Raw genomic sequence first — 16,083 nt, 5'->3', positions numbered from 1 at the left:
ACCGCCCCCGGCCCGCGAATATTCGCCGCCCCCCGGCTGGGATTAAGGGGTGAAAAAGGCTAAACTTCGACATCATTCCAACGACCAACAGACCCAGAGGCTCAAACCAACGTGGCTCAATTCGTCTATAGCATGCATCGCGTCGGCAAAGTGGTTCCGCCGAAGCGACATATCCTGAAGAACATCTCGCTCAGCTTCTTCCCTGGCGCCAAAATCGGCGTACTCGGCCTGAATGGCGCGGGTAAATCGACCCTGCTGCGCATCATGGCCGGCATCGATAAAGATATCGAAGGGGAAGCGCGTCCGCAGCCGGGCATCAAGATTGGCTACCTGCCGCAGGAGCCGCAGCTCAACCCTGAACACACCGTGCGTGAGTCGATTGAAGAAGCGCTGTCGGAAGTGGTTGGCGCACTGAAACGCCTTGATGAAGTTTACGCACTCTACGCTGAAGAGGATGCTGATTTCGACAAGCTGGCCGCTGAGCAGGGTCGTCTGGAAGAGATTATCCAGGCGCACGACGGCCACAACCTGAATACCCAGCTGGAACGTGCAGCCGATGCGCTGCGTCTGCCAGACTGGGATGCGAAAGTCGCGACCCTTTCCGGTGGTGAACGTCGCCGTGTTGCCCTCTGCCGCCTGCTGCTGGAAAAACCAGACATGCTGCTGCTGGACGAACCGACTAACCACCTGGATGCGGAATCTGTCGCCTGGCTGGAACGCTTCCTGCACGACTTCGAAGGCACAGTCGTCGCCATTACGCATGACCGTTACTTCCTGGATAACGTGGCAGGCTGGATCCTGGAGCTGGACCGTGGCGAAGGCATTCCATGGGAAGGCAACTACTCCTCCTGGCTGGAGCAGAAAGATGCGCGTCTGGCGCAGGAAGCCTCTTCTGAAGCTGCCCGTCGCAAGTCGATTGAGAAAGAGCTGGAGTGGGTTCGCAAAGGACCAAAAGGCCAGCAGTCTAAAGGCAAAGCCCGTCTGGCACGCTTTGAAGAGCTGAACAATACCGACTACCAGAAGCGTAACGAAACCAACGAACTGTTCATTCCGCCAGGTGCCCGTCTGGGTGACAAAGTGCTGGAAGTCAGCAACCTGCGTAAGTCCTATGGCGACCGTGTGCTGATTGACGATCTCTCCTTCTCCGTGCCGAAAGGCGCGATTGTCGGGATTATCGGTCCGAACGGCGCGGGTAAATCGACGCTGTTCCGTATGATGTCCGGTCAGGAACAGCCTGATTCCGGCAGCATCGTGCTGGGCGACACCGTCAAGCTGGCCGCCGTGGATCAGTTCCGCGACAGCATGGACAACTCGAAAACCGTGTGGGAAGAAGTTTCCGGCGGTCAGGATATTATGCGCATCGGTAACACCGAGATGCCAAGCCGCGCCTATGTCGGACGCTTTAACTTTAAAGGCGTCGATCAGGGCAAACGCGTGGGCGAACTCTCAGGCGGTGAGCGTGGTCGTCTGCACCTTGCGAAGCTGCTGCAGGTTGGCGGCAACATGCTGCTGCTCGATGAACCGACGAACGACCTGGATATCGAAACCCTGCGCGCACTGGAAAACGCCCTGCTGGAGTTCCCGGGCTGTGCCATGGTCATCTCGCATGACCGCTGGTTCCTGGACCGTATCGCCACCCATATTCTGGATTACCAGGATGAGGGCAAAATTGAATTCTTCGAAGGTAACTTTACCGAATACGAAGAGTACAAGAAGCGTACCCTCGGCGCAGATGCGCTGGAGCCGAAGCGCATCAAGTACAAGCGTATGACGAAGTAAAGGTAAACCGGGGGGCAAGCCCAGCTTCCCCCCATTTTTAACTGTAAAGGTCTCAGCCCGATGAAAAAAGCCGGTGATCGTTCAGTCGCAAAAAAAGCGGAAGTCATTTATGAAGCGACCAAAGTCGCTAATTTTGCCGCAAGTTCGCTGCTTGAAGGCATCCGTATTTTATCTGTCCCTGAGTTACAAACCCTTGAACAGGTCCGACGCCGCTACAAGCAGTAGCAGGAGACGACGGTGAATCGCTATCGTGTCTGGCGGGATCACTACTGTTATCCCGATTCAGATGTGCTGATTAATCGCTACGACATCCGGGATCAGACCCTGCTCGATCAGGCCGAGCGTGATGTGACAGCGCTAACCATTCACACCATCCGGCTCTCCCACCCTCCCTTCACATTAAATACTCTTTGCCACATTCACTATTGTCTGTTCAGCGAGTTGTACAGCTGGGCAGGACAGGTACGCGATATTTCTATCAGCAAGGGACAGACCCGGTTTTGCCAGCCTGCGTTTATCATCAGTGAGGCGAACAGATTATTTGCAAAGCTGGCCGGGGAGAGATGGAACGAACAGCCTGACCATAATGCTCTGTGTCATCAGGTTGCCTGGTATTATTGCGAGTTCAATGTCCTGCACCCCTTTCGTGAGGGAAATGGCCGCGCACTCCGTATCCTGTTTGAACATATTCTTCTTCATGCGGGTTATCAGGTCAGCTGGCGAGGTCTGAAGGCCAGCGACTGGTTAGCAGCCAATATCGCAGGTTATCAGTCCGGCCCGGAAAAAATGGCGGCACTTTTTCTGCACCACATTATCCCGATCAGCGATAAAAATCCCTGAACACCGGGGATTGCAGCGCGAACTCGATAAAGCGAGCCAGCGCCGGAGAGTGCAGTTTGCGCCCCGGATAGACCAGCCAGAGTTCATTTCCTTCAATCTCCCATTCCGGCAGGACGGGCACCAGACGCGGGTCCGCCATCGCACCATCGGTCAGAAAGTGCGGCAGCAGCGTGATACCGGCATCCCCCAGCGCGCATTCACGCGCGTAGAGCAGATTATCGGTGAGGTGGCCTGGCGGCAGCAGCCAGCGATAGAACTCATCATCGCGCTGCAATACCCACTCATTCCAGGCGCGATGGGCAATACAGCGGTGCGCAGAGAGTTGCTGCGGATGAACCAGCGGCGGATGCTGATCGAGATAGCCCTGCGAGGCGACCAGCAGTCGCGGACAGTTACCGATCCGGCGGCCAATCAGCGACGACTCGTGCGGCTGACCGGTGCGCAGCGCCACATCGAATCCCTCCTGCACCAGATCGCGCATCTCGTCGGAGATCGACACATCCAGCGTCACATCGGGGTAGAGGCGTAAAAATGCCGCGTTACAGCGTGCCAGCAGCGTCGCGCCGATCCCCGCCGGGCTGGTGATGCGCAGACGACCGCTGGGATTTTCACGCAGGCTGGCGATCGCCTGATCCGCGCGTTCACTCGCCTGCATCATCTCCTGACAATGCAGCAGATAACGCTCACCGGCAAAGGTCAGATTGAGCTGGCGGGTTGTGCGGTTCAGCAACCGAATCCCTACCCGCTGCTCCAGCTGGCTGATGCGCTGACTGACGCTCGATTTCGGCAGTCCCGCCCGCTCTGCCGCGCCGGTAAAGCTGCCGCACTCCGCCACCAGCGCAAAGAGCGCCATATCCTGCCACTGCCGGAAGGCCATTGTTCACCTCAGACGAACACTCTATGAAAGATTGTCCATCTTATCACCGCTAAAACCAGGTTCTACACTTAAACCTGTTCCAGATCGTGACGCCAGTCTGCCACGGACAGCGCATCACCCGCCGGGCGGCCTCTTCACCGGCTGGCGTGCACTGCCCAGGGCCAGAATGGCAACTGACACTCTCCAGGCTTTGAGCCTGACTTAACAGGAAAATGCTATGTCTATTCGCGCTATCGCTATTAATCCGGAAAGTCCTGAAAACTTCACAGAAATCTTCCCTGAACCCCCGACGCCCGGTGAGTATGACCTGCGGGTCAGCGTCAAGGCCGCCTCGGTCAACCCGGTCGACACCAAAGTCCACAAAGGGGCGATCAAAAACGGCTTACAGGTGCCGCGTGTTCTCGGCTGGGATGCCAGCGGCGTCGTGCTGGAAGTCGGCAGCAAAGTCAGCAACTTTAAACCTGGCGATGAGGTCTTTTACGCTGGCGACCTGACCCGTCCTGGCAGTAACAGCACCGAGCAGCTGGTGGATGCGCGCATCACCGGACACAAGCCCGAAAGCCTGGACTGGGCGCAGTCGGCGGCCATTCCCCTGACGGCGCTGACCGCCTGGGAAGGCCTGTTTGAGCGGCTGAACCTGGAGACGGCAACCGAGGATCAGACACTGCTGATCGTCGGCGGCGCTGGCGGTGTCGGATCGCTGGCGATCCCGCTGGCGAAGCTGCGCAGCAAGGTTCAGATCATCGCCACCGCCTCCCGCGAGGACTCCGCGCAGTGGTGCCGCGATCGGGGCGCCGACAAGGTGATCAACTATAAAGATATGATCGGTGAGCTGGAGAAAGAGGGCATTAAACAGGTGGACTACATCTTCTGCCTGAATGATACCGACGGTCACTGGGAGACGATGGCAAAACTGATCGCCCCGCAGGGCCATATCTGCACCATCGTGGAAAATGAGCATCCGCTGTCGATGGATCAGCTGAAGCTGAAGAGTGCCGCTCTGCACTTCGAGCTGATGTACACCCGCAGCATGTTTAAAACACCCGATATGGCGCGCCAGGGCGAGATTCTGGATGCCGTTTCGGCACTGCTGGATGAAGGTAAACTGCAGACCACACTGAGCGAGACGCTGCACGGCTTAAGCGTTGAGACCTTAACCGCTGCCCATCAGCGTGTGCTGGAAGGTCACATGCGCGGCAAAGTGGTTATGGTCTATTAATCCGGCTGTTCTGCGGCGGCGGTGAAAAGCAACAGCCGCCGCGCTGAGGATGTATGTATGAAGTAGCCCGGTGCAGACCGGGCTATGACAGACCTTAAGGCTGAACGTTCTTCTCGCCCAGCACCCCTTTGACCAGTTCAATACAGCGCAGGAAACGGGTGTCGTAGTCATCTTCCTGGACATGGACGAAGTCGATGTTGTTTTCCCGCAGCATCGTGACCAGCATGGACTGAAACTCCCGCCGATCCACCGAGCTGCCCAGGCTGCGTAAGCCATCCGCCACCCACGGCACGTTGTTCTCCAGCAGAATCACCAGATCAAAGCGATACTCATCGATCAGCGCCTGCACAAACGGATGCTCACGCCCTTCATACTTCAGACAGAACGCCTGAGTCGTCACGAAGTCAGTGTCGATAAACGCCACTTTATTGGCATATTTCACCGCGAAATCGATGTACTGCGCCTGTCCCAGCGCGATCTTGTCGTAATCAGAATATTGCAGCGCCATTTCGTCACCGCCCAGATGGGAAAAGACATAGTCGCGGCCATATTCCCAGGCACTGGTGGTGTTGAAGATGTTGGCGAGTTTGTTCACCAGCGTCGATTTACCGCTAGACTCGCCGCCGAGGATCGCCACGGTACGCACAAAGAAGGGTTTAACTTCTGTCGGGATGTACTCCCAGAAGCGGAACGGATCCTGACGGATCTGCCCACCACTGATGCTCATAAAGGATCGGTTGGGATCGACCAGCACGGTCTGAATGCCCAGGTGCTGCTGATACATCTCCGCATCCGGCGCTTCGCTGGTGTAGATGCAGTCCGCAGCAATGCCGTGCTCGCTGAGGAAAGCGCTGACGCCCTCACTCCAGACATCCCAGCCGTGCGGATAAGGTTCAATCCCCTCCTCGTTGAAGGCGTGAATGCGGATGTTTTTCTGGTACTTAAAGGTCTGCAGCAGCCAGCGCAGGCGATCGCTGACCGTCGGCTGCTGGGACATGGCGCTGTTCTCAAACAGCTCGCGATCGCGCGGCTCATCGTAGCCCATGATGATGTGTAGCTCATCCACCTGACTGCAGGCGCGCTGGATCAGATAGATATGGCCGGTGTGCAGCGGATAGAACTTACCGAATACCACGCCCACCCTTTTATCACGGCGCGGAAATTCCAGCCCCAGAAAGCGGTGCAGCGCTTCCAGCTTCTGCGCGCTGGGGCTTTTGATTTTGGCATTGAGCAACTGGCTCAGATAGCCTTTGGTCATGCCGCTGGCGTCAGCGACCTGTTGCAGCGTGTGCCCCTGCTGGCGAATGGCCGTTTTCAGATACTCAAACGACGACATGTCGTGCCTCCTGCATCAATGCGGTTAAGGTGGGTGCCGCCTGCCCGTGGTTTTTCCGGGCAGGCGTCAGGCGCGTTACAGATCGTCCAGAATCGCCAGCGCATCGGCCAGCTTTTTCGCGCTGAAAACCTGCATCCCGGCAATCGGTTTTTTCGGCGCATTTCCTGCCGGAACGATGGCACGTTTGAAGCCGTGCTTCGCCGCTTCCGAGATGCGCTCCTGACCGCTGGGCACCGGGCGGATTTCACCGGCCAGCCCCACTTCGCCGAAGATCACCAGATCCTGCGGCAGCGGACGATCGCGCAGGCTCGACACCATCGACAGCATCAGCGCCAGATCGGCGCTGGTTTCGGTGACTTTGACGCCGCCCACGACGTTGACGAACACATCCTGATCCGCCATCTGCAATCCGCCATGACGGTGCAGCACCGCCAGCAGTATGGCCAGGCGGTTCTGCTCCAGCCCGACCGCAACGCGACGCGGGTTGCCCATCATCGAGTGATCGACCAGCGCCTGAATCTCCACCAGCAGCGGCCGCGTTCCCTCCCAGAGCACCATAACCGAGCTGCCTGAGGTTATCTCTTCACCGCGCGACAGGAAGATCGCTGACGGGTTGCTGACTTCGCGCATGCCCTGCTCAGTCATGGCAAACACCCCCAGCTCATTGACCGCACCGAAGCGGTTTTTATGACTGCGCAGGGTGCGGAAGCGGGAGTCGGCATCGCCATCCAGCAGCACCGAACAGTCGATGCAGTGCTCCAGCACTTTCGGACCGGCCAGCGAGCCATCTTTCGTGACGTGTCCCACCATGATGATCGCCACGCCGCGCGTTTTGGCGAAGCGTGTCAGGTAGGCGGCAGTTTCCCGCACCTGGGCGACGCTGCCCGGTGAGGACTGGATCTCCGCCATGTGCATCACCTGGATCGAGTCGATCACCATCAGCTGCGGCTGCTCCTGCTCGGCGATCAGGCAGATCTGCTCAATGCTGGTTTCCGACAACATGTTCACATTTTCGGTGGGCAATCCCAGACGATGAGCGCGCATCGCCACCTGTTGCAGGGACTCTTCGCCGGTGACGTACAGGGTTTTCATCCCTTCCGACAACCGGCACATCACCTGCAGCAGCAGCGTGGATTTACCCGCGCCGGGGCTGCCGCCAATCAGAATCGCACTGCCCGGCACCACGCCGCCGCCCAGCACCCGATCAAACTCTTTAAAGGTGGTGGAGAAGCGCGGGAGTGCCTCCAGGCTGATTTCTGACAGTTTCTGCACCCGGCTGGTGCCGGCGCTGCCGGCATAGCCGCTCAGGCGCTCGTTGCGCGCAGCCGCCGGTGAGGCGGCAATGCGCACCTCGGTGATGGTGTTCCAGGCGTGACAGGCGCTGCACTGCCCCTGCCAGCGTGGGTAATCTGCGCCGCATTCGTTACAGACAAATGCGCGTTTTGCCGCTTTGGCCAAATCAATTCCTCAGTTAACGCTCTTCGTGGATCAGGCTGCCGGTCAGGATGCAGAACACCCCCATGAGATCGGCATGGCGAATGGTGACCGCAGTCTGCTCATTCACCTTAGGTTTAGCATGGAACGCAATGCCCAGCGCGGAGGCTTTGATCATCAGCAGGTCATTGGCCCCGTCGCCAATCGCGACCGTCTGTTCCGGCGCGATATCAAAACGCTGCGCCAGCTTCTTCAGCGTATCGGCTTTATATTGTGCGTCGACAATCGGACCCAGCACGTTGCCGGTCAGTTTGCCGTCGCGGATTTCCAGTTCGTTGGCGACTACGGCCGACAGATGCAGCTTATCGCGCAGATATTCGGCGTAGTAGGTGAAGCCGCCGGAGGCGATAGCCACCTGCCAGCCCAGCGCCTGCAGCTTCTGCGTCAGGGTGGTTAAGCCCGGCATTAAAGGCAGCTCATCACGCACCTGTTTCAGAATATTGGCGTCTGCGCCCTGCAGGGTGGCGACGCGCTGACGCAGGCTGGCGCTGAAGTCGAGTTCACCGCGCATCGCGCGCTCTGTCACTTCTGCTACCTGCTCTCCGCTGCCTGCCAGTTTAGCGATCTCGTCGATACATTCGATCTGAATCGCGGTGGAGTCCATATCCATCACCAGCAGACCGGGGGTCTTGAGGTAGGGGATTTTACCCAGCGGCGCCACGTCCAGCCCGGCATCGTGCGCCAGTTTAGTCGCAAACGGCGTCAGCGAGCCCGCCAGGCGGATCACCTGATACTCATCGACGTTCCAGGCGCTGACAATCACCATCGCTGCACCCAGCTGATGCTGATAATCGGTCAGCCGTTGCTTATCCAGCCCGCGGCCATACAGCAGCCAGCCGGTGCGGCCAGCGCGATAATCCAGCGGCATCACTTCATCACCGCTAAGAGAAAGGGGCAAACCCGGCCAGAGAGAGACATCGGCGGGAAGATCGCACCAGGTTAAACGATTTGGCATCAGAGCTCCTGTAGGGACAACAAAACCACGCAAGAGGCTACCCTGTCTGCGTCGCTTCTGGCAACATAATCTCCAGGCTTTCTGTTGTGACATGACCCGGATGAGTAATGGCTAAAACCGCGCTGAAATTTCGCTTACATCGTACCGTGATCGTTCTCATCTCGATGACGCTGCTGGTCGCCCTGATGCAGGGCGTCTCCTGGTTCAGTACCGGTCATCAGATGGCGCGTTCTGAACAGGTCGAGGAGCTGGCTCATACGCTGACCAGCCAGGTGGCGTTCAGCCTTAAGCCGTTGATGGACAACAGTGAAAATAACCGCAATCAGATAGAAGCGATTCTGAATCAGATGACGGCGAACAGCCGCATTCTGGATGCGTCGGTGTATGACGGTGATGGCAGCCTGGTGGCGCACAGCGGAGAAAACATTAACGTGCGCGACAGGCTCGCTCTCGACGGGCAGCGTGCGGGCAGCTATTTCAACCATCAGATTGTGCAGCCCCTGGCCGGAAACGATGGCCCGCTGGGCTTTCTGCGCGTGACGCTGGACACCCATGTGCTGGTCACCGACTCACATCAGGTCGACAACACCACCAATATTCTGCGCCTGATGATGCTGCTGGCGCTGGCCATCGGCATTATCCTCTCCCGTACCCTGCTGCGCCACCGCCGTACCCGCTGGCAGCAGTCACCGTTCCTGCTCACCGCCAGCACGCCGGTGCAGGAGGATCGGGATGAAGATGACCCGAAGAAAGAGTAATGTCCGGCTCTGCTGAGAGGATAAAACGAGAAAGGCCCGCTGTGCGGGCCTTTTTTATACTGCCGGGCAAACCAAATCCGGCTTAGCCTGACCGCAACGAATAAGCTAAACGCGCAGGGAACAGGGGCAGAGGAGGAAAGCGTCCCGCGCCAGGGACAAAAACGTCGGGAGCGTTTTTGAACAACGCAGAGCGTTGGCCCGGCTACGGGCGCACCTCAGGGATGAGGTGCGTAATTGCGCGGGCCGAGCGGCCACGGATGGCTTAAGCGACTTTCCGATCTGACCCTGTTCCCTTCGCCGGCTCGGTCTCACCGCTGTCCCGTGCTGAGTTTGTGAAAAACGAGAAAGGCCCGCTCTGCGGGCCTTTTTTATGGGAACGTTGCGGATTTGCGAGATAGCTTCCCTTAGCCGATCAGCAGCGCTTCCAGCTCAGCCAGCGATTTGACCTGCCAGGTCGGTTTGATATGTTCCGGCAGCGGCCGGGTGCCATGATCGAGCCAGCAGGTTTTCACCCCGGCATTCATGCCGCCGAGAATATCGGATTCCGGCGTATCCCCGACCATCAGCACCCGCTGACGATCCGGATTGCCCATCAGGTTCAGCGCATAATCAAAAATCTCCACCGCCGGTTTTGGCACGCCGACCTGCTCAGAGATTACCAGCGCCGAAAAGTAGTCGCGGAAACCGGTGCGCTCCAGCCGCGTCTGCTGCAGCGCGGTAAAACCGTTGGTGATGATGCCCATCTTTACCCGACCGTGCAGCTGCTTCATCAGGCTCACCGCGCCTGGCAGCGGCGTACAGATCTCGCCCATTGCGGTCAGGAAGCCGCTGTTGAGGATCTCCGGCGCGACGCTGAGCTTTTCGCTCCAGTGATTGAAACGCTGGGTCTGTAACTGCAACGCGGTAATCGTGCCGTTCTGATAATCGACCCAGAGCGGCTTGTTAACCGCCTGATAGTCGCTGTAATCCTGGTCGGAGAACTGCACGTCATAACCGGCGAACAGCCGCTGCAACCCGGCATAAGCATCGAAATGAAAAAGGGTATCGTCCGCATCAAACAGGATGCAATCCCACTGTTCTGACATTAAAGCTCCTTAGCACCGCTACAGCGTCAGCGCCATCATCAGGGCATCTTCACGCCCGCTGGCGGTGGGATAGTAGTTGGAACGACGGCTCACCTGGTTGAATCCCATCTGCTCATAAAGCGCAATGGCGGGCAGATTGGACGCCCGGACTTCCAGCCACAGCGTCAGCACATCGCGTTTTATTAACTCGTCGATCAGATGCTGCAACAGCTGACGGCCAAATCCCCGGCGCTGCCAGGCGGGATCGACCGCGATGTTAAACAGCGACGCTTCATCCAGCACCACCTGGGTAATGGCAAAGGCGGCCATTTTTCCTTCGGCATCCAGCCGTAAATTGAGGAAGCGCTCGCCCTGATTGCTGGCAAACGTCTGTTCACTCCAGGGAAACGCGTGACTGCGACGCTCGATGGCAAAGGCCTCGGCCCGATCGTCAGGGGTGAGTAAAGAGATGGCTGTCATGGTTACACATCTGTTGCCAGAGCGCGCGTCTGGCGACGCCGCTGCTGATCAGTTCATTGAAAGCGGCGCTGGTCAGTGCCACGCCATTAAAAGTCTGTGCACTCTCAACCCCAAGCAGCCAGCCGGCGCAGTTCAGCGTTTCCGGCAGCATCTGGAGTTGATCCGGCGTTACGGTCATCACCTGGGCGGGTTGAAGATTGAGCGTCTGCAGCACGTCGCGCATCAGCGGTTCATCCAGCCCGGGGGGCACGTCAGCGACAATGATTAACTGCGTGTCCGGTGCCAGCGTGACGGCAATTTCGCCCTGAAGCACGCGCGGGCGGCGCAGTTGATACTGCGTAATTCCCATTTGCTGTAAAAGCCAGTCGCGCCTGGACGTCATGGTGTTACCTGTTGGCTGCCTGAATGCGACGCTATGCTAGCAAACCCATCGAACATGCGCCAACAAACCACTATAATCCCCGCTCAGATCTTACAGGAGCTCTACATGTCTGCTTTTACCCCGGCCAGCGAAGTCATTCTGCGCCACAGTGATGAATTTACCGCCCGCCACGTTTTATTTGCTGGCGATTTGCAGGATGACCTGCCCGCTCAGCTGGAAACCGCCTCGTCGCGCGTGCACACCCAGCAATATCATCACTGGCAAAACCTGAGCCGCCGTATGGGCGAACAGGCGCGTTATGGACTGGTTGCGCAGGCGGAAGATGTGCAGGGCTGCGATACGCTGGTCTACTTCTGGACCAAAAATAAGCCGGAAGTGCAGTTCCAGCTGCAGAATCTGCTGTCGCTGCTGCCGGTGGGCTGCGACGTGTTCGTGGTCGGTGAAAACCGCAGCGGCGTTCGCAGTGCAGAAGGCATGCTGGAGTCCTGGGTAACGCTGGAGAAGATCGACAGCGCGCGCCGCTGTGGTCTCTATCACGGTCGCCTCGACGCACAGCCTGACTTTGATGCCGGCGCCTTTGGTCAGCAGTATCAGATGGATGACCTGACGATTCACACCCTGCCAGGCGTCTTCAGCCGCGATGGTCTGGACAGCGGCAGTGCCCTGCTGCTCTCCACCTTTACGCCACATAACAAAGGAAAAGTGCTGGATATGGGCTGTGGCGCAGGCGTCATTGCCGCCTCACTGCATGCCCGTTCGCCTAAAGTACGCCTGTGGCTGTGTGACGTTCACGCGGCGGCGATTGAAGCGAGTAAGGCGACGCTGGCCGCCAACGGCATTGAGGGCGAGGTCTTCCCCAGCAACGTCTTCTCTGACGTCACCGGACGTTTCGACATGATTATCTCTAACCCGCCGTTCCATGAAGGCACGCAGACCAGCCTCGATGCGGCACAGGCGTTAATCCGTGGCGCGGTGAAGCATCTGAACACCGGCGGTGAACTGCGTATCGTTGCCAATGCCTTCCTGCCCTATCCACAGGCGCTGGATGAGGCGTTCGGCAGCCATGAAGTGATCGCACAGACTGGCCGCTTTAAGGTTTACCGTGCCGTCTATGGTCGCGGTGCGAAAACCCGTTAATCCTTTTTTCCGCTGCTGACCGCGTTGCCGGGCTGAAAATGTTGCTTTTTAGAGCGATCGTTTCAGCCCGACGAAATAGTTGTTGACGCAAAGAGTAAAATCTCTAGAATGCGCCTCCGTGGTTGTAACATTCTCAGGGTGTTACGGGTATGCGAAGGTGGCGGAATTGGTAGACGCGCTAGCTTCAGGTGTTAGTGTCTTAACGGACGTGAGGGTTCAAGTCCCTCTCTTCGCACCAAAATCACATGTTTCATATCGCGAGCACTGCGCGAAGGTGGCGGAATTGGTAGACGCGCTAGCTTCAGGTGTTAGTGTCTTAACGGACGTGAGGGTTCAAGTCCCTCTCTTCGCACCATTGCGGTGATATGAAAAGACAACAAGATGCGAAGGTGGCGGAATTGGTAGACGCGCTAGCTTCAGGTGTTAGTGTCTTAACGGACGTGAGGGTTCAAGTCCCTCTCTTCGCACCAACGTTGTCATCCTCCGGCTTTATTCATGTTTCCTTCCTGTTCTGACCGTTTCTTTGCCGTTTCAGGCTCGCCTTCTGATTTTTACACCTTCTCTGTTATGCCAGCATGACGTCTCTGCGCTGTTGCTAATTCAGATGAAAATTCACGGAAACCGCCGCCAGTCCGGTCGCTAATGCCAGGCAGGATGGCAGCAGCAGATAGTGACGCAGGCGCTGATGAAAGAGCATCACCACCGTCAGCAACAGCGCAACGATCATCACCATTCGCCACTGACTGAATCCCGGCTCCCACAGGGCAAACAGCGGCAGCGCTATGCACGGCAGCAGAACCCCCCACGCACTATCCACTTTTTTGCCCAGTGCCCAGCTGATTCCCCACAGGCCGCAGGCCGCTACGATCGCTATCCCCATGACGCCAACCTCAAATGATAAGCATTCCCATTATCATATGACAGTTTTTCCCGTTCTGCAGCCTGTTTTTGGCTGGCCCGGCGCTGAAGATGACAGATCATCTGGAAAATGCTAGATTGCGGCCGATAACACCTTTAATAACAGCACTAGCAATATTTGCTCATTGTCCTGCAGACCCCTCCTTTCTGCTGGCTTGCGCTTTGGTATTTCAGGGTCGTCACGAGTATTTATAATGAAATTACAATCATATGAAGAACTGAAGCAGAGTAAATACCGGCTTTCAGTGATGCTTTTCCTGTTTTTAAATATCGCCGTTTCCCTCTTTTATCTGCTGCCAATAATGAGCACGGAAAAAAGTGAGACGACGCTGCCGGTTATGTGTGTCGCCGCCTTCAGCTCCCTCACGTTAATTGCCCATTTAATCTGGCCCAAAGTTAAACTCCCCCTGTTAAATCCTGTTGCGCTGCTATTAGGGATCTTCTGGGCCTGGCATATTAATTATCGTTTCCATCTGGTGTTCTATTTTGATGGTGGCTTTCTGATTATCAGCCTGATCAGCGTGTTATTTATCAGCGCCATCGCCCTGAGCGATTATCTGGTGGCTTTCTGTCTGCACGTCGCCCCGCCCGTTCTGACCGTATTGCTGCTCGACAATGGTCAGCATCTGCCGCTTATTTTGCTGACCATCTCCCTGCCGCTGATCGGTTTTTCATTGCAGCACCTGATGCGCCGCCGGGCCGACAACTTTACCCTGCGTCTGATGCATCAGCTTTACGAAGAGAAAGAGACCTTCAGCGACCTCAGCATGCTCGATCCGCTGACCGGGCTTTATAACCGCCGTGGCCTGAAGAACCGGCTCGACAATATCCTGGAAAACCACGCCGGCAGCCACTTTGTGCTGTTACTGGATATCGATCACTTCAAGGCCTACAACGACAATTATGGTCATGCGATGGGCGATCAGGCGCTGGCGCGGGTCTCGGTAGCGATCCGTGATGCGGTGCGTTCGCGCGATGTCGTTACCCGCTATGGCGGTGAAGAGTTCCTGGTGCTGATGACCAACGTGAACAGCTCCATTGCGATGAAGCTGGCAGAGCGCATCCGTCAGTATGTGGTGGATTTAGAGATCCCCCATCTGTTCAATGAGACTGTGTCAACGCACGTCACCATCAGCGCGGGGATTGCGCCGATTTACGACAACGAGTTCGACCAGGCCGTCGCCAATGCCGACAGCGCCCTCTATGTCGCGAAGAACCAAGGCCGGAATACCATTCTCGCCTGGGAAGATTTACCCAGAGAGGCGCCTCACACCGCAGAAGAGCCCGTATAACCCGCTGATAACCGGCATCCGCCCCTGTTGATCTGACCGATCTGTCGCGGTCATCGCCGGGCTGATTACTCCTCTCCTCCCCTGCTGTTTTTACCGCCAGCAACCGCACGCTTTTACGCCGCTTGTAGAGTTAATCAATAACGATTATCATTTGCTTTCTTATCTACACTTTTCGTGAGTCGTCATGGCAACCGCTTCAGCTCAGGAACAGCGTTTCAGCGCTCAGTCGATGATCTTCCGGCAGAATGACCGTCCACTGGCGGAAAGTCTGTATGAACGGCTGCAACAGCAGCGCAGCTATCTGCTGGATTCGACCAGGCTCAGCCAGTCAGCCCCGCGTGATGCGCAGACCCTTGCCGTCTGGTCACACGCTGACGCCTTCGCTCCGCTTATCCGGCGCTACAGTGACTACCTCTATCGCGATCATCCCGATGCGGTGCGTGAAGCGAAACCCGTGCTCTCACTCTGGGCGCAGTGGTATTTCGGTCTGCTGATCCCGCCGCTGCTGATGGCTCTGCTGCAGGAGTCCCGCGCGCTCGACTGCTCGCCGGAACACATTCGTGTCGGATTTCATGAGCATGGTCATCCGGCCACCTTCTGGATTGATGTGCAGGAGGATGAGGAGGCGCGCTATCTCAACCCGCTGCAGCGCATCGACCGCCTGATTCAGCAGCATCTCATCCCGGCCGTGAATGGCATTACGCAGCATGGTGACATCAATGCCCGCCTGATCTGGAACAACATGGGGTTCACCTTCCAGTGGTTCCTGGGTGAGCTGAAAAGCCAGATAGATGAGACGCTGGTTCTGCAGCTGGAACAGGCGCTGTTCTTTAACCAGCGGCTGCTGGATGGCAGCGACAATCCCCTCTATCGCACCATGATCCCGCGTGACGGTGAGCTGGTGCGGCGCAGCTGTTGCCAGCGCTATCGCATTCCCGATGTTCAGCAATGCGGCAACTGCACCCTGAGCAGCAGCTAAACAGACCCGATTCCCGCGAATTCTCCGTTTATCCCGTTTACAGGCACAAAGGCTTGTGGCAATTTTTACGCCTTCGATCAGCCTGGAGAGAAAGATGAGTCTGGAGTCTGTGCGCCAGTTCTTCGCCGAACACGCCCCTGAAATTGAAATTATTGAACTGGCAGAGAGCACCGCAACGGTCGGGATGGCCGCTCGCGCCCACGGCGTGACGCCAGGCGAAATAGCAAAAACCCTGTCGCTGAAAGTGAAAAACGAGGTGGTGCTGATCGTGACGCGAGGCGATGCCCGGCTGGACAATCGCAAGCTGAAAGCGGCGCTGGGCGCGAAAGCGCGCATGCTGAGCGTTGACGAGGTGATTAACTGGACCGGCCACCCGGTGGGCGGCGTCTGTCCTTTCGGTCTGGAAAATCCGCTGACCGTTTACTGTGATGTTTCACTGCGCAGTTTTGAAGAAGTCTTACCTGCCGCTGGCGCTATCCATAGCGCCGTCCGCATTTCGCCGCAGCAGATGGCTGAACTGACGAATGCCCGCTGGATTGATGTCTGCGAAGCGATCTGACCCTTTACCTCTGC

17 protein-coding genes and 3 tRNA genes are annotated in these 16,083 nt (G+C 57.4%); 12 read left to right on the top strand and 8 right to left on the bottom strand.

The genetic code is table 11. The features are described 5' to 3' along the window. Positions 1-111 precede the first annotated feature (111 nt). Genes ettA through F3I47_RS11490 form a run of 3 tightly spaced genes read left to right on the top strand, consistent with a single transcriptional unit; the run spans position 112 to position 2,619 of the window. On the top strand, positions 112-1,779 hold the full coding sequence (gene ettA / locus F3I47_RS11500) for an energy-dependent translational throttle protein EttA (RefSeq protein ID WP_072215507.1): 1,668 nt from the start codon (positions 112-114) through the stop codon (positions 1,777-1,779). Between the two features lie 60 nt (positions 1,780-1,839). Continuing rightward, positions 1,840-2,004 (top strand): YhfG family protein, encoded by a 165-nt coding sequence (locus F3I47_RS11495; protein WP_140028835.1) that lies wholly within the window; start codon positions 1,840-1,842, stop codon positions 2,002-2,004. Positions 2,005-2,016: 12 nt separating this feature from the next. Then, positions 2,017-2,619 carry a Fic family protein gene (locus F3I47_RS11490; protein ID WP_140028834.1) on the top strand — a complete coding sequence of 201 codons (603 nt, stop codon included), beginning with the start codon at positions 2,017-2,019 and terminating at the stop codon, positions 2,617-2,619. On the opposite strand, the gene F3I47_RS11485 is transcribed toward F3I47_RS11490, so the two are convergent. Beyond that, the gene (locus F3I47_RS11485) at positions 2,600-3,496 is read right to left on the bottom strand and encodes a LysR family transcriptional regulator (RefSeq protein WP_058957759.1); all 897 of its coding nucleotides are present in this window, start codon (positions 3,494-3,496) and stop codon (positions 2,600-2,602) included. The two genes, F3I47_RS11490 and F3I47_RS11485, sit on opposite strands and share 20 nt — an antisense overlap. Before the next feature lie 217 nt (positions 3,497-3,713). Here F3I47_RS11485 and F3I47_RS11480 point away from each other — a divergent pair, with 217 nt between their 5' ends. Beyond that, the gene (locus tag F3I47_RS11480; RefSeq protein ID WP_150028656.1) at positions 3,714-4,715 is read left to right on the top strand and encodes a zinc-binding alcohol dehydrogenase family protein; all 1,002 of its coding nucleotides are present in this window, start codon (positions 3,714-3,716) and stop codon (positions 4,713-4,715) included. A gap of 94 nt (positions 4,716-4,809) precedes the next feature. Here F3I47_RS11480 and nadR read toward each other — a convergent pair whose 3' ends face one another. The 3 genes from nadR to serB all read right to left on the bottom strand — a co-directional run bounded on the left by nadR (position 4,810) and on the right by serB (position 8,500). Next, a complete protein-coding gene (gene nadR, locus F3I47_RS11475; RefSeq protein ID WP_009092260.1) occupies positions 4,810-6,051 on the bottom strand; it encodes a multifunctional transcriptional regulator/nicotinamide-nucleotide adenylyltransferase/ribosylnicotinamide kinase NadR in 1,242 nt (413 codons plus the stop codon). Between the two features lie 75 nt (positions 6,052-6,126). Further along, on the bottom strand, positions 6,127-7,509 hold the full coding sequence (radA, locus tag F3I47_RS11470; protein ID WP_009092261.1) for a DNA repair protein RadA: 1,383 nt from the start codon (positions 7,507-7,509) through the stop codon (positions 6,127-6,129). A 13-nt stretch (positions 7,510-7,522) separates the two neighbouring features. Next, positions 7,523-8,500 carry a phosphoserine phosphatase gene (serB, locus tag F3I47_RS11465; protein WP_046101170.1) on the bottom strand — a complete coding sequence of 326 codons (978 nt, stop codon included), beginning with the start codon at positions 8,498-8,500 and terminating at the stop codon, positions 7,523-7,525. A gap of 107 nt (positions 8,501-8,607) precedes the next feature. Here serB and F3I47_RS11460 point away from each other — a divergent pair, with 107 nt between their 5' ends. Next, complete coding sequence (locus tag F3I47_RS11460) at positions 8,608-9,258, top strand: YtjB family periplasmic protein (protein WP_009092263.1); 651 nt, start codon at positions 8,608-8,610, stop codon at positions 9,256-9,258. A 404-nt stretch (positions 9,259-9,662) separates the two neighbouring features. Here the strand turns inward: F3I47_RS11460 and yjjG are convergent, their stop codons facing one another. The 3 genes from yjjG to F3I47_RS11445 are packed head-to-tail and all read right to left on the bottom strand — an operon-like array spanning position 9,663 to position 11,184. Then, positions 9,663-10,343, bottom strand: coding sequence for a pyrimidine 5'-nucleotidase (gene yjjG, locus F3I47_RS11455; protein WP_009092264.1), 681 nt, complete (start codon positions 10,341-10,343; stop codon positions 9,663-9,665). Between the two features lie 18 nt (positions 10,344-10,361). After that, a complete protein-coding gene (rimI, locus tag F3I47_RS11450; protein WP_009092266.1) occupies positions 10,362-10,802 on the bottom strand; it encodes a ribosomal protein S18-alanine N-acetyltransferase in 441 nt (146 codons plus the stop codon). Next, positions 10,774-11,184 (bottom strand): DNA polymerase III subunit psi, encoded by a 411-nt coding sequence (locus F3I47_RS11445; protein ID WP_033736409.1) that lies wholly within the window; start codon positions 11,182-11,184, stop codon positions 10,774-10,776. The genes rimI and F3I47_RS11445 overlap by 29 nt, the downstream gene beginning before the upstream one ends. A gap of 105 nt (positions 11,185-11,289) precedes the next feature. Between F3I47_RS11445 and rsmC the strand changes: the two genes are divergently transcribed. From rsmC to F3I47_RS11425, 4 genes are all read left to right on the top strand, one after another. Beyond that, entirely contained in the window at positions 11,290-12,321 is a 1,032-nt protein-coding gene (rsmC, locus tag F3I47_RS11440; RefSeq protein WP_150028657.1) for a 16S rRNA (guanine(1207)-N(2))-methyltransferase RsmC, read from the top strand. A 151-nt stretch (positions 12,322-12,472) separates the two neighbouring features. Then, a tRNA-Leu gene (locus F3I47_RS11435) sits at positions 12,473-12,559 on the top strand. A gap of 30 nt (positions 12,560-12,589) precedes the next feature. Then, positions 12,590-12,676: transfer RNA gene (locus F3I47_RS11430), tRNA-Leu, on the top strand. 28 nt (positions 12,677-12,704) lie between these two features. Continuing rightward, positions 12,705-12,791, top strand: a tRNA-Leu gene (locus tag F3I47_RS11425). A gap of 125 nt (positions 12,792-12,916) precedes the next feature. Here the strand turns inward: F3I47_RS11425 and F3I47_RS11420 are convergent. Beyond that, a complete protein-coding gene (locus F3I47_RS11420; RefSeq protein WP_150028658.1) occupies positions 12,917-13,201 on the bottom strand; it encodes a DUF1435 domain-containing protein in 285 nt (94 codons plus the stop codon). 232 nt (positions 13,202-13,433) lie between these two features. Here F3I47_RS11420 and F3I47_RS11415 point away from each other — a divergent pair, with 232 nt between their 5' ends. From F3I47_RS11415 to F3I47_RS11405, 3 genes are all read left to right on the top strand, one after another. Then, positions 13,434-14,531, top strand: a complete 1,098-nt coding sequence (locus F3I47_RS11415; protein WP_046101167.1) for a diguanylate cyclase — start codon at positions 13,434-13,436, stop codon at positions 14,529-14,531. Between the two features lie 184 nt (positions 14,532-14,715). Beyond that, entirely contained in the window at positions 14,716-15,510 is a 795-nt protein-coding gene (gene fhuF, locus F3I47_RS11410) for a siderophore-iron reductase FhuF (protein WP_033736411.1), read from the top strand. A gap of 94 nt (positions 15,511-15,604) precedes the next feature. Next, positions 15,605-16,069 carry a YbaK/EbsC family protein gene (locus tag F3I47_RS11405; protein ID WP_046101165.1) on the top strand — a complete coding sequence of 155 codons (465 nt, stop codon included), beginning with the start codon at positions 15,605-15,607 and terminating at the stop codon, positions 16,067-16,069. The last annotated feature ends 14 nt before the right edge of the window (positions 16,070-16,083 follow it).

Origin of the sequence: Pantoea sp. M_10 (assembly GCF_008631515.1) — a bacterium.
Lineage (GTDB): Bacteria > Pseudomonadota > Gammaproteobacteria > Enterobacterales > Enterobacteriaceae > Pantoea > Pantoea anthophila.
The sequence above is the reverse complement of the archived record's forward strand: the minus strand, read 5'-3'. Positions and strand labels throughout refer to the sequence as shown.

Bases quoted from the DNA above. Each gene is read 5' to 3' on its own strand.
- F3I47_RS11405 (WP_046101165.1), top strand. From the start codon at position 15,605: ATGAGTCTGGAGTCTGTGCGCCAGTTCTTCGCCGAACACGCCCCTGAA.
- serB (WP_046101170.1), bottom strand. From the start codon at position 8,500: ATGCCAAATCGTTTAACCTGGTGCGATCTTCCCGCCGATGTCTCTCTC.
- F3I47_RS11415 (WP_046101167.1), top strand. From the start codon at position 13,434: ATGAAATTACAATCATATGAAGAACTGAAGCAGAGTAAATACCGGCTT.
- F3I47_RS11480 (WP_150028656.1), top strand. From the start codon at position 3,714: ATGTCTATTCGCGCTATCGCTATTAATCCGGAAAGTCCTGAAAACTTC.
- nadR (WP_009092260.1), bottom strand. From the start codon at position 6,051: ATGTCGTCGTTTGAGTATCTGAAAACGGCCATTCGCCAGCAGGGGCAC.
- F3I47_RS11495 (WP_140028835.1), top strand. From the start codon at position 1,840: ATGAAAAAAGCCGGTGATCGTTCAGTCGCAAAAAAAGCGGAAGTCATT.
- F3I47_RS11445 (WP_033736409.1), bottom strand. From the start codon at position 11,184: ATGACGTCCAGGCGCGACTGGCTTTTACAGCAAATGGGAATTACGCAG.
- fhuF (WP_033736411.1), top strand. From the start codon at position 14,716: ATGGCAACCGCTTCAGCTCAGGAACAGCGTTTCAGCGCTCAGTCGATG.
- F3I47_RS11420 (WP_150028658.1), bottom strand. From the start codon at position 13,201: ATGGGGATAGCGATCGTAGCGGCCTGCGGCCTGTGGGGAATCAGCTGG.
- yjjG (WP_009092264.1), bottom strand. From the start codon at position 10,343: ATGTCAGAACAGTGGGATTGCATCCTGTTTGATGCGGACGATACCCTT.
- F3I47_RS11485 (WP_058957759.1), bottom strand. From the start codon at position 3,496: ATGGCCTTCCGGCAGTGGCAGGATATGGCGCTCTTTGCGCTGGTGGCG.
- rsmC (WP_150028657.1), top strand. From the start codon at position 11,290: ATGTCTGCTTTTACCCCGGCCAGCGAAGTCATTCTGCGCCACAGTGAT.
- rimI (WP_009092266.1), bottom strand. From the start codon at position 10,802: ATGACAGCCATCTCTTTACTCACCCCTGACGATCGGGCCGAGGCCTTT.
- F3I47_RS11460 (WP_009092263.1), top strand. From the start codon at position 8,608: ATGGCTAAAACCGCGCTGAAATTTCGCTTACATCGTACCGTGATCGTT.